The following is a 14,801-nucleotide window of genomic DNA, read 5'->3' as shown; positions in this document are numbered from 1 at the left end:
CAGTTCGAATTCTATTTCTCAACAAACGGGGGATTAGCTCATTTGGCTAGAGCGTCCCGATGAAAAATCGGGAAGGTGACAGTTCGAATTCTATTTCTCAACAAACGGGGGATTAGCTCATTTGGCTAGAGCGTCCCGATGAAAAATCGGGAAGGTGACAGTTCGAATTCTATTTCTCAACAAACGGGGGATTAGCTCATTTGTCTAGAGCGTCCCGATGAAAAATCGGGAAGGTGACAGTTCGAATTCTATTTCTCAACAAACGGGGGATTAGCTCATTTGGCTAGAGCGCTACGCTGGCAGCGTAGAGGCGACCGGTTCGAATCCGGTATTCTCCACAAATAATTCAAAAATACCCAAACAGATATTTAATTCTGCTTGGGTATTTTTTTTAATACACATTTTATGTTTTATATCTACATTATATATTCAAAAACATTAGACAAATACTATGTTGGTTCATGCCAAAATATTGAACAGCGTTTAAAAGACCATTTAAATAGCAGAAGTAAATTCACAAAAGTTGTGAAAGATTGGGAATTAAAATATTCTGAGACATTCTTAACAAGAAGTGAAGCCTGCAAAAGAGAATTGCAAATCAAAAAAATCAAAAGCAGAAAATATATCGAAAAGCTAATAATAACAAAAAGCTAAAATATCTAGATACATCGGGACGGTATTCTCCACAAAATAAAAAAACCTTGTAAATTCTGTTTTACAAGGGGTTTATTTTTTTAGAAAAACTAATTCTATCTATTTCTCATTTGCAGCATCATCTGCATCAACTCTTTTTTTCTCAGCTTTTTTAAAATCGTTGTTTAGCAATTTTTCCAATTTCTTTTTCTCTCGCTGATTTTTTCTGATTGTTAGCACAACAAGAATAATTACCAATATTGCTACAATCGCTATTATATTCCAATTGATATCCATAACTAAATTTTTAATTAAAGGTAAATAATCAAAAATATCTTTCATGTTATCAAACAGTTAAGTCTTTAATATTTTCATAAAACTAATTTTGACATAATTATATTTTTTGAAAGATATTTCTTCAAAAGTTGTTTTCTATTTTTGCGTGAAACAAAATTTCCTAACAGGATATTTTTAATAGCCCATTAAACGTTTCAAAATGAATCAAAACTTAAAAAACAAAATATTCTCATTCATAAAAAAACCTCTTCTAATTGCAGTTATACTTTTTGTCTTTACTTTAATAGAGATCTACTGGGCAATGGGTAGTTTTTCTAACAAACCATCAAGTGGTTGTTTAGATTGTTCATTCTTTGACGATGCTTATTTAATGACGTTGTTTTCTACTGTTTTCTTATCAATAGTTTTTCTGCCTTTTTCTTTAATTAAAAACAGGAATCTAAAAGTTACACTTCAATTACTATTGTTAATCTTAATATGGTTTTTCTGGGATTATACCCTTTTTGTAGATCGAGAATCTGCGTGGAGTACATATCTTTTTAAAGAAGAAATAATGTATACTCTTGAATTTTCTTTCCTCCCTATTTTAACTTTATCTATTCTTACAATATTTACTTTAAACTACATCTTAAAAAAATTATGAGCCAAAGTAAAAAAATAATATTGAGAGTCTATTTCATTATCTGTGCACTTTTTGTGCTGGACTGCCTTTTGTATTACTTTCAAGAAATCAGTTTACGTGGTTATTACAGCGACGTGGTTTTATCATGGCTTTGGCTGATAAGCAGTTTTGTAATAATTATTGTTTTTTGGAAAAAACTCATGGCAAAACTTCTTTTGGTGGCAATAATCGGAACATTTGCAATAAGTATTATGGCTATGATGATGCCTTTTTTCGCCTTATTGCTTTCAAGTACATCATTAGGTTTGTACCAAAACATAGATTTGAATAAAAATTATAGAGCACAAATTGTAGGTTATAGTGCAATGGGACGTCCATGGTTTGAAGTAATTGAGAAAAAAGGATTATTAGAAAAAAGAATTATCAAATGCACCGATTCTCAGCTTATGAATGATGACTTGGATATTAAAATCAGAACGGCGAAAGATATTATTTTTAAAAACGAAACCGATAACACTCTGACTTTAACTCTCTTTTATGGAGGACCAAACAAAACCATTACTTTCGATAAAAAGACAGGAAATATTATCGCAATAAAAAAATTGTAACAAATGCTAGGCGTCAAATGTTATGAAAAACCTTTCTTTTATTTATAAGAAAAAAGACAAAACAGCCTTTAAAACATATCTAGTCACTAAACTTTTGATTTTCTAATTCAAACAAATTAAAGTACTTTCGTACATAGCGAAACCCGAAATCAAATTTAAATAATGACAACAAGATCGTTCTTTTTATCAACCGCTTTTTTAATTCTGTTATCTGCCTGTAATAAAAAAGAAAACACCACAACAACTACACTTCCTGAAGTAACAGAACAGGCTGAAACTGAAACTGATACTCTTCAAGCCGAAGAAGCTTCAAAAAAAGAAAGCATTTATCTATTTAACGTTATACCAAAAGATAGCAGTGAGGTTGCATTTGTTTCACTTTCTGATATTTATCCTGTCACCGACGAAAAAGATACGCTCGTTTTACCTAACATAGAAAAAATGGGGAAATACGATTCGCAATATTTTACATTCGTCAAAAACTACAGAAAAAGATTTTTGTCTAAAACCAATATTTCTGAAACGGATTCATTGTTTATTTACGATTATGCCAAAAACAAACAGGTTTCTTTTGCAGTAAAAAACCTAAAAACAGCTGCAATGTTAAACGGATATTCTTCTGAAGAAGATTGGCCGTATGATAATTATGATTTTATGATTGGTTTCGAAATCAACAAAAAACATTTAAACGGTTTCAGTGAATATTACAGAGATGCTTTGGTTTATGTAGGCAAAGAAAATCCGTTTTCTCAAGAACATTTGAAGCCCATTTCATGGAAAAAAATCGCAAAAAAGGATTATCCGTCAAAACCATTAAAAAATGACGACCGTACTTTGCTAAAGAACACATTAACAGGCAATACGTATTTTTTCAAAACAGAGAGTTATGAGTATTTTTTACAAGATTACCTAGATAGCAATAAAATAATTTATGGCAGACGTCTTTTAGTCGTTAATTCTAAAACCAAAGATGTTATAATCGAAAAACTTTTTAGCCAAAGCGAAGGCACATCCCCTTCTCCATTAAATTATGAAAACGGAGAAAATTCTATTGACCAATGGACAGGAAAACTTTTTAAAAATAAACCCGAAGTTGTTTTTGGTTTTGAATATGTTTCTTTTGGCTGTCCGAGTATTTCGGTAATCGACAAATCAAATGAAGAAATTAATATTCAATGCGACAATCGTCATTAAGACCAATCTTCGAAATTTAAAAAATTTTGAAGAGAAAATAAGCCTTTCAATTTATTATAACGAAAAAGCCATTTCTGTTTTCCGGAAATGGCTTTTTTGTTATAAAATTGATCAATATTTTCAATCAGAGTACTAAAAATGTGAATTGATGTACCGCTAGAACGATAAAAGTCAAGAAATATATTGGTATCAATGAGTATTTTCATTTATTATTCTTTTCATTCAATCAGAAAAAATAAGCAATTTCTTTTAAAAATATCATTTGTTTTTATTCCTATCAATAAGTAAAAAAACTGATGCCAAAAGCAAACTTACTAAAAGAATAAGTATTCTAATTGATACAAGTTTTATATCTGTATAACCTCTAAAATATCTAATTTGAAAGGCATTAGTACTAATAAATTGCACCATACAATAAATAAAAAAAATTGCAAAAATTAAGGATAATATTTTATATATAAATCGACTCATACTCCCAGATATGGTTATTATTTAAGCAAAAAACCCATTCTTATAGATCCGTAAAAATATCCCGAATTAGTATCAATTCCTGGATCATTCAATTCTCTTCCGCGATAAAGAAAGGAATAAGATATGTTGAAGTTATTGTGTCGGTATTTTAAACCAGCTTCGGCATTGAAACGAAGTGGTTCCAAATCGAAAGTTACTGGACTTGTATCATTAAACATGCTTCCTTCAATTGTAGCATCATAAAACTGATAATTGACGCTTGGCGCAGCGTAGAAATAAAATTCTCTAATATTTGGTTGCGCATTTGCGCTTACCGAAGCATTATGCATATTAGAATCATAAATTGGAAGCAGTTTTTTAAATCCAAATCTCGCCATAAATCCCGTTGAAACTCCAGAAAAAATAGTTCCTAGACTGCCTTCTGACTGCCAATGAAGATCTACAAAATCATAATGTTTTGACGAAAACATTTTTTTAGAGTAAATAGCATGAGCCTGTACACCAAAAGCATTATGCAACTGGTTTTCCCAGCCATATACTTTTTTGTAGCCAATTATTTTATGAAAACCAACCTGCGTTTCTTCTCCCAAAGCATTTGGCCCCATAAAACCCAATTGAAAATCGATTTTTAAAACCGATTCGCTTTGATAAAAAAAGCTTTTTCCTGCTTCAGCAAAAAGATAAGCTGTAAAAGGACGATCATTTACCGTAACGGCTTCTTTATTTAAAAATCGCGGATTATAAATATATTGTCCGATACGAAATTCGGTAATTTTTTTATTGATTCTTGGATTATCATTTTTTGATAAAAATCGGTAAAAAAGTTCCAGACCATTGGTATAATACATATCATATTTAGACGATGTGTACAAATCATTATCCGATATAAAACCAATTTCTGTTGTTTTTCCTTGTCCAAAAGTTAACGTTACAGTCAAAATCAGAAAAGCAAAAAGCAGTTTTTTACTTCTTCTTTTCTTCTTTTCCATTATAATTGATTTTGCCGACGTAACGCATCTCGCGCACAATTCGTTCTTTTCTTCTATTAATATAACTCGAAGAGCCTGTCGCTTTAAATTTTCTCGGATTTGGAAGAATCGCTGCAATTCCTGCTGCTTGCATTGGCGTTAAACTTGAAGCATCTCTGCGATACCAATGTTCAGTTGCGGCATAAGCGCCATAAACTCCGTCACCCATTTCGATACTGTTTAAGTACACTTCCATGATTCGCTCTTTACCCCAAATAATTTCAATTAAGACAGTAAAGTACGCCTCAAGTCCTTTACGAAAATAACTTTTTCCTTGCCATAAAAAGACATTTTTGGCTGTTTGTTGCGAAATGGTGCTTCCGCCACGAATTCGGCGTCCGCGTTCGTTACTTTTATACGCTTTTTGCAACGCTTTAAAATCGAAACCATTATGCGTAAGGAAAGTTCCGTCTTCACTTGCGATTACAGCTTTTTGCAAATTCATTGAGATTTTATCAATCGGTTCCCAATCGTGGTCAAAATAAACTTCTTTACCAGCCATTTTATTTTCGATTGCACGAATGAGCATTAATGGCGTAAATGGCACAGGAACATATTTAAAAAATATAACCGAACCAATTGATAATCCAAAAAACCACAGAGCTGCTTTTATAAAAAACCATTTAACTTTTTCTCCAAAAGAACGATTCGATTTTTTTGAAGATGAAGTCTTCGGTTTTGGTTTGTTTATAGTTGTTTTTGGTGCCGGTTTTTTGGTTGCTGCCATTATATTAAATCTGCTAATTCTGTTCCTATTAAACTTCCTATCGCGACTCCCATTCCGCCTAAACGCACTCCGCAGAACACATTTTCAGAAAGTTGGGTTACAACAGGATTCTTACTATTTCCGATTCCCATGATACCGCTCCATCGGTGCGCAATCTGAAAATCCTGATTTGGTAAAATTACATTTTTCAGTAAATCTTCCAATCTATTTTGAATAATTTTCGTCTGTCCAAATTCAGTAGTTGTTTCACCTTCAAAATCAAGATTTCGTCCCCCGCCTAATAAAATACGATCATTAATATTTCTGAAATAATAATAACCTCTATCTAAATGAAACGTTCCTTTGATATCTAAATTATGAATTGGCTCTGTAATAAGCACTTGCGCTCTTGCAGGTTTTACAGCTCCTTTTGTTAATTCGCTCGAAAAACCGTTGGTTGCAAAAAGCAATTTTTGAGTTTTAAAACTAAAATCGTTTACTGCAACTTCGACATGATTTCCCGCTTCTGCATAAGAAATTACAGTTTGTTGATTTAGAATTAAAATATTTTCTAAAACGGCTTGTCTTAGTAATTCCTGCATCATATTTCCAGTATCAATCTGCGCTTCAAACGGATTAAAAATTAAATATTCCTGAATATCCTTAAATCCAAATCGGTCGACTTCTTTCGAAAAAACATCGGCCTTAAAAAGCAGTTTTAAAACTTCATTGATAAACGGAATTTTAGAAACACATTCATTAAATCCGAATTCATCTTCTTTCAAAAACAATTCATATCCGCCGTGAGGTTTAAAATCAATTGCTTGATCACCTAATCTTTTTCGAAGCAACTGCAAACCTTTCCAGCGTTTTTCGATAAGTGCTACAACATCATCTTCTGAATGTGTTTTTAAATCATCCATAATTTCAGAAAGACTTCCAAAACAGGCAAAACCAGCATTTTTTGTACTTGCCCCTTGTGGTAACATGCCGCGCTCGAGAACCAGAATTTTAGCCGCAGGAAATCTTTCGCGTAAGCGTAAAGCTGTATGCAAACCCACGATTCCGCTTCCAACAATAGTATAATCAATATTCGCGAACCAGTTTTTTAATTCCCAATAACTAAATTCCATTTTTTAGAGTTTTTATAAAAATAATGATTTTTTTGAACCGTATAAGTAATTAAAGTTCATTTAAAATCTTTGTCAGGTTCAGCGAAGTCAAAGCCTCTCAACTATGCGCCCTTCGACTTCGCTCAGGGTGACAGTAATAAACTTTAACAAAATTTGGGATTTGGAATTTAACAACTTGGAATTTAAATGTTGTATTTTTAGCACCACAAAAAAAAGAATAAATAGATTATGAAAAAAGTATTATTAACAACCTTAATAATGATGAGTTTAAACGCTATCGGACAGAACGTTATGTCTCCAGAATTGTTATGGAAATTAGGTCGAGTGACTCCACTTGGAATTTCTAAAGATGCAAAAAATATAGTTTTTAAGGTTTCTACTCCTTCGGTTGAAGAAAACAAATCAAGTTCTAAAATTTACACGATTCCTGTAAATGGTGGAACTGCCGTTGAAATTAAAGACACAAAAGACATTCTGGCTGATAAAAACGTTTCGCCTGACGGAAAATTTGTGGTTTATAATGATGAAGTAAAACTGGAAAAAGTTTTAGGTAAAGATTTCTACCCGAGTCTAACAAAATCTGATGCTCAAATTTATGATGGTTTAGATTATCGTCACTGGGATACTTGGAACGAAGGAAAATTTAATCATGTTTTTTATAAAGAAAACAAAGACGGAGCAAAAGGAATTGACATCTTAAAAGGTGAAACTTTCGATTCTCCGCAAAAACCTTTTGGTGGTGACGAAGATTATATCTGGTCGCCAGACAGCAAAAGCATTTTATATGTTTGCAAGAAAAAAGCAGGAACTGCTTATGCTATTTCAACCAACACAGATATTTATGAGTACAATTTAGAAACTCAAAAAACAACTAATAAAACCGAAGGTAATTTAGGTTACGATACAGCACCGCAATTTTCTCCAACAGGAGTTTTATCTTGGTTACAAATGAAACGTGACGGTTACGAATCTGATAAAAACGATATTATTGTTGAATTTAAAGGAATCAAAACTAATTTAACGGCAAACTGGGACGGAACTGTAGATAATTTTATCTGGAGTAAAGACGGAAGAACTGTATTTTTTGTGGCTCCAATTGATGGAACAAAACAACTTTTCTCGGTTAATTTCCCAGGTTTAACTAAAATTGCAATCAACGTTCGTCAATTGACAAATGGAGATTTTGATGTAAATGATTTAATTGGTTTCTCAGGCGATGATATTATCGTTACCAGAACAGACATGAATCATGCTGGTGAAATTTTTACTTTCAATTTGAAGAAAAATACTTGGAAACAAATCTCAAATGTAAATACAGACACGTACAAAACTTTAGCTTTAAGCAAAACAGAAAAACGTTACGTTACTACAACCGACGGTAAAAAAATGCTGGTTTGGGTTATTCTTCCTCCAAATTTTGATGCTTCTAAAAAATATCCAACTTTATTATTCTGCCAAGGCGGACCTCAAAGTGCATTGACACAATCGTATTCTTTCCGTTGGAATTTCTCTTTGATGGCTGCCAAAGGTTATGTAGTTGTTGCGCCAAACCGTCGCGGTATGCCAGGACATGGAGTTGAATGGAACGAGCAAATCAGTAAAGATTGGGGCGGACAAGTTATGGATGATTACCTTTCTGCAATTGACGATGTTGCAAAAGAAAGCTACGTTGACAAAAGCCGTTTAGGTTGCGTTGGTGCTAGTTACGGTGGATATTCTGTATTTTATTTAGCTGGAATTCACAAAAACCGTTTTAAAACTTTTATCGCTCACGATGGTGTTTTCAATACGGTTTCAATGTTAGGAACTACTGAAGAAGTTTTCTTTAATAACTGGGATTTTGGTGGACCTTACTGGGAAAAAGATAATGCTGTAGCGCAAAAAGCGTATACTACTTTTAATCCTGCAACTTTGGTTCAGAACTGGAATAAGCCAATTTTGATTTTCCAAGGAGGAAAAGATTTCCGTGTGCCAATCGGACAAGGACAGGAAGCTTTCCAAGCGGCTCAATTAAGAGGAATCAAAAGTAGATTTGTATATTTCCCAGACGAAAACCACTGGGTTTTAAAACCACAAAATGCTCAAGTTTGGCAAGGTGAATTTTTCAAATGGTTAGATGAGACTTTGTAATTCATAAAATAATATTTTGACAGCCGTAGATTTACATAATCTACGGCTGTTTTTCTTTGTAGACCTTACAATTATGTAACATATTCGGTAGATTTACTCTTCATAAAACAGATTTTTTTAGATAAATTGCAATGTTTTAATAATCCCGAATTCCCAAATCTTTTAAGCAAAATATGGAGACCAAAAGAAGCTACACCGCAATCAAAGTTTTATTCAGCTATGTTGCATTACTGGCTTTGGTTGTTACAGTTGGGTGGTTTCTTTATTCTGAGAATGTTGTTTACAACAAACTGGAAGATAAGATTGCTTTAGAAAAAACAAAAATCATCAGAGTAAGCCGTCTTTATTCGAATGTCTATAAAACTGAGAGTTTAGCCAGACAAACGATTCAGAATAATTCTGAAAAAGATTTCAAAAACTATTTAATCGAAACTGATTCTCTACGCAAACGAATCGACACTTTAAAACAGATCGTTACTACAGAATATCAAAAAACACTTTTGGACAGTGTTACTTATTTCTTGGCTGAAAAGACAAAAAATATCAAACAGTTGAGAGAAATCAAGAACAAAGCAGACGATGAAACTTCTGTAAACAATGCGATTGATGAAATCACTAAAATGGAGTTTAACCTTAGAAAACTTGAACTTCAGGATTTCACTAAAAACCCAAATCAATTAGGAAGCTACCAACGAAGTGTCTTACAGCGTTATGTCGATTATTTAAATTCGAATATTCCTGATGATAGCACCAACACACTTAGCAAAAAAGCTTCAGATTCTATTTTGGCAAATTCTAAAAAGCTGTTGAGCTCGGTAAAAATAAAAGCCGAAAAGAAGAAAGAATCTTTGAATTTTGAAGAAAATAAATTGCTTCAAAATGAAATTGCAATTTCGGATCAGCTTAGAAAAATACTTCGAATTATTGAAAGAGAGATTATCATCAATTCGATAAAAAACAATTCATTAAAAGAAAAATCATTAAAAAGAGTCAACGAAATTGTAACGGCTTCGGCTGTTATCGGTTTATTATTGACTGTCTTTTTTTCTATTCTAATTGTAAGCGATTATTCAAAATCTCAATTGTATAAGAAACAGCTTGAAATTGCGAATTTCAAAACCAAAAATCTGCTGAAAAGCCGCGAGCAATTGATCTCGACGGTGAGTCACGATTTGAAAACACCTTTGAGTACTATTGTGGGTTATTCTGAACTTTTAGGGAATTCAGATATCAATACCAAGCAATCGTATTTCGTTAAAAACATTAAAAATTCGTCTGAGTATATTACCCAGCTTGTTCAAGATTTACTAGATTTCTCTCAGATTGAAGCTGGAAAAATCTCTATAGAGAAAGTTCCTTTTTCGTTACCCGAAATTATTGAAGATGTTGCCCGAAATATTCAAACGGTTTATAAACAAAAAGATATTGATCTTATTATCAATATAGACGAAAAGTTTCAGCAACGTATTGTTGGCGATCCATTTCGCTTAAAACAAATCTTGACCAACATTATTGGAAATGCTTATAAATTTACAGAAGAAGGTCATATTCGAATTGCCGCTTACGCGAATGACGAGCAGTTTTTTACAATTTCGATTCAAGATACTGGAATTGGGATTGAAAAAGCCAATCAGAAATTGGTTTTTGAAGAGTTTGCACAGGCAAATGAAGGCATTGAAAAAAAATATGGAGGAACTGGTTTAGGTTTGTCAATTTGCCAAAAGATTATTTCTATTTTGGGCGGAAGTTTGAACTTAGAAAGCATTTTTGGAAAAGGAAGTACATTTATTATTCAATTGCCATTATTATTTGATAGCAGTCAAGGAAATATTGAAATCAAAAGCAAGCCATCAAAAAACACCAAAAAACAAACTTTTATTGTTGTAGACGACGATATCAATCTTTTGAATCTAACAAGCGGTGTTTTAAAGCAAGAACAGCACCAGGTATTTTCATTTACAAATCCTGCGAAAGCTTTGGAAACACTCAAAAGTACGCCTTTTGATTTTGTAATTACTGATATTCAAATGCCAGAAATTGATGGATTCCTATTTCTAGAAAAACTTCACGAACTTCCTGAAACAGTTTTTAAAAATCAACCCGTAATTGCGCTTACGGGACGCACAGACCTAGATCTTTCTGTTTATAAAAATGCTGGTTTTACTACGGTTATAAAGAAACCTTATTCGCCAAAAATTTTACTAGAAACCATTCAGCATATTTTAGATCATGAAGAAGCTCCTGTAGCCGAACCGACAGAAACTGTAAACAAAAACAGTTCTCAACTGTATTCTTTAGAAACCTTGAAAGATTTCTTAGGACAGGATGAATCTGCTTTGAAAGAAGTATTAAAATCTTTTATAGAAACTACTTTAGAAAATACCGAGCTTTTAAAAACAGCTGTACAGGAGCAAAATCATGACGAAATAAAATCTATTGCACATCGTATTGCTCCCATGTTTAAACAAATTCAAGCAAATGAAATTGGCGAACGTTTAAAAGATTTAGAAAAAGAAGATTTAAACACTATCGATGTAAAAGGAACTTACATGGATTTAAACGAAAAAATAAAAGTTCTTTTTAAGGAATTGAAACAAGAAATTTAATGATGTAAAAAAAGCAGTCTTTTTAGACTGCTTTTTTATTCGATATTATACTGTTTCAATTTATTGTAAAGTGTTTTTCTGGTAATTTTCAGCAGTTTTGCCGCTTCCGATTTGTTATTCTGCGTTTTTGACAAAGCACTAATAATAGTTTCTTTTTCATTTTCAGACAATGAGAAAACTTCATTTGTAGTAGCAGACTGATTTTGAATCTGGAAAAATTCTGCTGGGAGCACATCGCTTTCTATAAATTCGCCACGAGTTAAAAGAGTAGCTCTTTTTACACAATTTTGCAATTCACGTAAATTTCCTGGCCAGCTATAATTCTGAAAAATAGAAACCACTTCTGGAGAAAATCCGATGACATCTTTATCTAATTGCTGATTCGCTTTTTCTAAGAAATAATCGGCAAAAACCATTAAATCTTCTCCACGGTCTTTTAAAGAAGGAGACTGAATTGAAAATTCATTGATTCTATGGTATAAATCTTCTCTAAAATCGCCATTTTTTACTGCCTCGCGCAAATCTTCGTTGGTAGCCGTAATAATGCGTATATCGACGTTTATTTCTTTATTGCTTCCTACGGGTTTAATTTTTCTTTCTTGAAGTGCTCTTAGTAACTGAATTTGATTTTCGTAAGAAAGATTTCCAATTTCATCCAAAAATAAAGTTCCGCCATTTGCAGCTTCAAAATATCCTTTTTTATCATTGATTGCTCCGGTAAAAGATCCTTTTAAATGTCCGAAAAATTCGCTCGCTGCCAATTCTTTTGGAATCGCTCCGCAATCTACCGCAATAAAATTATTGTCTTTTCTTCTGCTCTGCTGGTGAATGCTTTTTGCTATGATTTCTTTTCCTGTTCCGCTTTCTCCGATAATTAAAACAGACATGTCGGTTGGACTTACCAACTGAATGTGATCTAGAAGCTTTTTGGATGCCACAGAAATTCCTCTAACAAATTCATTTTCTGTCGCAACTGGCTTTTTAACTGCTTTTTTCTTTTTTTCTGGAGTTTCAGACTGTTCTTCTGCTTCTGCTTTTGGAGCTTGCAGTGCATTGGTAATAACCAAAAGAACTTCATCTGGATTAAAAGGTTTAGAAATATAATCTGCCGCTCCATTTTTAATGGCTTTAACTGCAGTATTTACATCAGAGTAGCCCGTCATTAAAATAACTGGAATATGAGGATGCGAATTTTTAAATTCAGACATCAATCCAATGCCATCAGAATCAGGCAAGCGAAGATCTGTCAAAATCAAATCAAAAGATTCATTTTTAACTGCTTCACGTGCTTCTGAGGCAGAGAACGCTATCGTTACATCATACGCTTTTTTGATTAGAAATTTTTCTAATAATTTACAAAACGCAATATCATCTTCTATTACTAATATCTTCGGCATCTGCTTTTAGGGACTTTTTGCTAAAATAATATTATTATACTTGTTATTTCATAAAATTATGTAAAATATGTAAAAAAAAAGAGATTGCACGACGCAATCTCTTTTTCACCAAAAACATAAATCTAAATTCACCTAATTTATATCTTCAACCAGTTACCATTGACATCTGAATAAACAGTAGCCTTTTGGTCTCCAACTGATATTTCAAGTTTGTACTCTTTTTTATCATTTACAAATGCTTTGTCCAGTTTTGCTCCCGGATAAGCAGTCTGCAAAGCTGTTTTCACAGCTGCAGGAACAGCATCTACTGTAACTTCTGTATATTCTGATTGAATAGTTACAGTTGCTTTAGCATTTTCTGAAACAGGCCATACATTTGCATGCATAGACATAGTTCCAAAAACCACTATTGCTGATAAGATTAGTTTTTTCATGATGCTGATTTAAAATTATTTTTTAATGATATTTCCAGAAGCATCTGTAAAAATAGTATACTTCTTATCTCCACTTGAAATTTCAAGTTTGTACTCATTTTTCTCATTTTTATAAGCTTTTTCAAGCTTAGTGTTCGGGAAAGATTTTTCAAGCGTAGACTTTACAGGTGCCGGAACGGCGTCTGCAGATATTTCAGTATATTCACTTTGAATAAGTACTGATTGAGAAATCGAAACTGCTGGAAGAACCGTAGCATTTACTGATAAACTTCCAAGAACAATTGCTGCTGATAAGATTAACTTTTTCATAATATTTAGTGGTTTAAATTATTTTTTAAGAATGTTACCAGAAGCATCTGTATAAACGATCGATTTTTCACCTCGAACGGTTATCTCAATTTTGTACTCCTTCTTATCATTAACCCATGCTTTCTCAAGCACTACACCAGGATAAGCTGCATCTAAGCCTTTTTTTACGGCTGCCGGAACTCCATCTACTTCTTTATATCCATCCTGGTCATTTACTGTCTGCACCATTTGATTGGTTGCAACAGGGGTCTCTGCATTCATCGACAAACTGCCTAAAACAATTGCTGCCGATAAGATTAACTTTTTCATAGTAATAGTTTTTAAGGGTTAGACTTAATTATTTTTTAATCCAAGTTCCATCTGCGTTAGCAAAAAGATTACCTGTTTTATCTCCAACAGTTACTTCAAGCTTGTATTCAGATTTTGTGTTTTTAAATGCTTTAGAAAGCACAGCATCTGGATACGCTTTTTTAAGAGCATCTGTTACTGCTGCTGGAAGCTCTTCCAATTTAATTTCTGTATAATCATCTTGGATAGAGATTGTTTTTACGATTGTATTTGAAATTGGCGAAGTTGAAGCAAATGATGTTAAACCTCCCAAAACGATTGCGGCTGATAAAAATAAATTTTTCATGATAGTTGTTTTTTAATATAGTTAATTTGATCTTAGTATTCTTGATCTGGATTTTCACAAGACCTTAGTTTAAGATTATTGTTTAATCCAAGTTCCGTCTGCATTTGCAAAAAGATTTCCTACTTTGTCGCCAACAGTTACGTCAAGTTTATACTGTGCTTTTTCGTTTTTATATGCTTTAGTAATTACTGCTTCTGGATATGCTTTTTTCAAAGATTCTGTAATAGCAGCAGGTAATTCTTCTAATTTGATTTCAGTGTATTCGTCTTCGATAGAAATCGTTTTTACGATTGTATTTGTTACTTGCGTAGTTGAAGCGAATGAAGTTAAACCTCCTAAAACAATTGCGGCTGATAAAAATAAATTTTTCATAACGTATATATTTAAATTAATAGTTGTTTACGCTTTAAGTAATGAAATTATTATGCCGTAAAAGAAAAGAGCCGTACCAAAGACCGTAAAAACCTATATTTAAACACTTTACATCAAATATAGCAAAAAAAGAGAAAACTGAAAAGGTGTGTAAAAGAGAAAAAATGTGTGTAATAAGTAAACACTTATAGTGTAACCTTTAGAAAAATTTCAATAAATCAAATTCC

At 32.6% G+C, this 14,801-nt stretch carries 16 protein-coding genes and 4 tRNA genes; 9 read left to right on the top strand and 11 right to left on the bottom strand.

The genetic code is table 11. The annotated features are described in order from the left end of the window. The first annotated feature begins 27 nt into the window (after positions 1-27). The 5 genes from JI750_RS06800 (at position 28) to JI750_RS06780 (ending at position 654) form a co-directional block, all read left to right on the top strand. Positions 28-100, top strand: a tRNA-Phe gene (locus JI750_RS06800). Positions 101-106: 6 nt separating this feature from the next. Continuing rightward, positions 107-179, top strand: a tRNA-Phe gene (locus tag JI750_RS06795). Positions 180-185: 6 nt separating this feature from the next. Beyond that, positions 186-258, top strand: a tRNA-Phe gene (locus tag JI750_RS06790). A gap of 6 nt (positions 259-264) precedes the next feature. Then, a tRNA-Ala gene (locus JI750_RS06785) sits at positions 265-338 on the top strand. A 67-nt stretch (positions 339-405) separates the two neighbouring features. Next, entirely contained in the window at positions 406-654 is a 249-nt protein-coding gene (locus JI750_RS06780; protein ID WP_201999530.1) for a GIY-YIG nuclease family protein, read from the top strand. Positions 655-753: 99 nt separating this feature from the next. On the opposite strand, the gene JI750_RS06775 is transcribed toward JI750_RS06780, so the two are convergent. After that, positions 754-975 carry a hypothetical protein gene (locus JI750_RS06775; RefSeq protein ID WP_201999803.1) on the bottom strand — a complete coding sequence of 74 codons (222 nt, stop codon included), beginning with the start codon at positions 973-975 and terminating at the stop codon, positions 754-756. Positions 976-1,569: 594 nt separating this feature from the next. Here JI750_RS06775 and JI750_RS06770 point away from each other — a divergent pair. Together JI750_RS06770 and JI750_RS06765 are read left to right on the top strand one after the other, a co-directional pair. After that, entirely contained in the window at positions 1,570-2,160 is a 591-nt protein-coding gene (locus JI750_RS06770; RefSeq protein WP_201999528.1) for a hypothetical protein, read from the top strand. Between the two features lie 162 nt (positions 2,161-2,322). After that, a complete protein-coding gene (locus tag JI750_RS06765) occupies positions 2,323-3,354 on the top strand; it encodes an oxidoreductase (protein WP_201999526.1) in 1,032 nt (343 codons plus the stop codon). Here JI750_RS06765 and JI750_RS06760 read toward each other — a convergent pair. The 4 genes from JI750_RS06760 to JI750_RS06745 all read right to left on the bottom strand — a co-directional run bounded on the left by JI750_RS06760 (position 3,351) and on the right by JI750_RS06745 (position 6,692). Then, the gene (locus JI750_RS06760; RefSeq protein WP_201999524.1) at positions 3,351-3,560 is read right to left on the bottom strand and encodes a hypothetical protein; all 210 of its coding nucleotides are present in this window, start codon (positions 3,558-3,560) and stop codon (positions 3,351-3,353) included. The two genes, JI750_RS06765 and JI750_RS06760, sit on opposite strands and share 4 nt — an antisense overlap. Positions 3,561-3,842: 282 nt before the next feature. Next, complete coding sequence (locus JI750_RS06755) at positions 3,843-4,814, bottom strand: lipid A deacylase LpxR family protein (RefSeq protein ID WP_201999522.1); 972 nt, start codon at positions 4,812-4,814, stop codon at positions 3,843-3,845. Further along, positions 4,789-5,580, bottom strand: coding sequence for a monofunctional biosynthetic peptidoglycan transglycosylase (mtgA, locus tag JI750_RS06750; protein ID WP_201999520.1), 792 nt, complete (start codon positions 5,578-5,580; stop codon positions 4,789-4,791). The genes JI750_RS06755 and mtgA overlap by 26 nt, the downstream gene beginning before the upstream one ends. Then, positions 5,580-6,692: an NAD(P)/FAD-dependent oxidoreductase gene (locus tag JI750_RS06745; protein WP_201999518.1), complete on the bottom strand. Its 1,113-nt coding sequence runs from the start codon at positions 6,690-6,692 to the stop codon at positions 5,580-5,582. Before JI750_RS06745 ends, mtgA begins: the two co-directional genes overlap by 1 nt. Positions 6,693-6,920: 228 nt before the next feature. On the opposite strand from JI750_RS06745, the gene JI750_RS06740 reads away from it, so the two are divergent. Both JI750_RS06740 and JI750_RS06735 read left to right on the top strand, forming a co-directional pair. Beyond that, entirely contained in the window at positions 6,921-8,822 is a 1,902-nt protein-coding gene (locus JI750_RS06740) for a S9 family peptidase (RefSeq protein ID WP_201999517.1), read from the top strand. A 173-nt stretch (positions 8,823-8,995) separates the two neighbouring features. After that, positions 8,996-11,428: an ATP-binding protein gene (locus JI750_RS06735; RefSeq protein ID WP_201999515.1), complete on the top strand. Its 2,433-nt coding sequence runs from the start codon at positions 8,996-8,998 to the stop codon at positions 11,426-11,428. Positions 11,429-11,463: 35 nt separating this feature from the next. On the opposite strand, the gene JI750_RS06730 is transcribed toward JI750_RS06735, so the two are convergent. From JI750_RS06730 to JI750_RS06705, 6 genes are all read right to left on the bottom strand, one after another. After that, entirely contained in the window at positions 11,464-12,825 is a 1,362-nt protein-coding gene (locus tag JI750_RS06730; protein WP_201999513.1) for a sigma-54-dependent transcriptional regulator, read from the bottom strand. Between the two features lie 137 nt (positions 12,826-12,962). Then, positions 12,963-13,259 carry a PepSY-like domain-containing protein gene (locus JI750_RS06725; RefSeq protein WP_201999511.1) on the bottom strand — a complete coding sequence of 99 codons (297 nt, stop codon included), beginning with the start codon at positions 13,257-13,259 and terminating at the stop codon, positions 12,963-12,965. Positions 13,260-13,274: 15 nt separating this feature from the next. Next, positions 13,275-13,568: a PepSY-like domain-containing protein gene (locus JI750_RS06720; RefSeq protein WP_201999509.1), complete on the bottom strand. Its 294-nt coding sequence runs from the start codon at positions 13,566-13,568 to the stop codon at positions 13,275-13,277. An 18-nt stretch (positions 13,569-13,586) separates the two neighbouring features. Then, on the bottom strand, positions 13,587-13,877 hold the full coding sequence (locus JI750_RS06715; RefSeq protein ID WP_201999508.1) for a hypothetical protein: 291 nt from the start codon (positions 13,875-13,877) through the stop codon (positions 13,587-13,589). 28 nt (positions 13,878-13,905) lie between these two features. Next, on the bottom strand, positions 13,906-14,202 hold the full coding sequence (locus JI750_RS06710; RefSeq protein ID WP_201999507.1) for a hypothetical protein: 297 nt from the start codon (positions 14,200-14,202) through the stop codon (positions 13,906-13,908). Between the two features lie 75 nt (positions 14,203-14,277). Then, entirely contained in the window at positions 14,278-14,574 is a 297-nt protein-coding gene (locus JI750_RS06705; protein WP_177211835.1) for a hypothetical protein, read from the bottom strand. Positions 14,575-14,801: the final 227 nt, after the last annotated feature.

Origin of the sequence: Flavobacterium tagetis (genome assembly GCF_016735615.1) — a bacterium.
In the GTDB taxonomy this organism is placed as follows: Bacteria; Bacteroidota; Bacteroidia; order Flavobacteriales; family Flavobacteriaceae; genus Flavobacterium; species Flavobacterium tagetis.
Note: the sequence above shows the minus strand (reverse complement) of the source record. Positions and strands in the feature narration are given on the sequence as shown.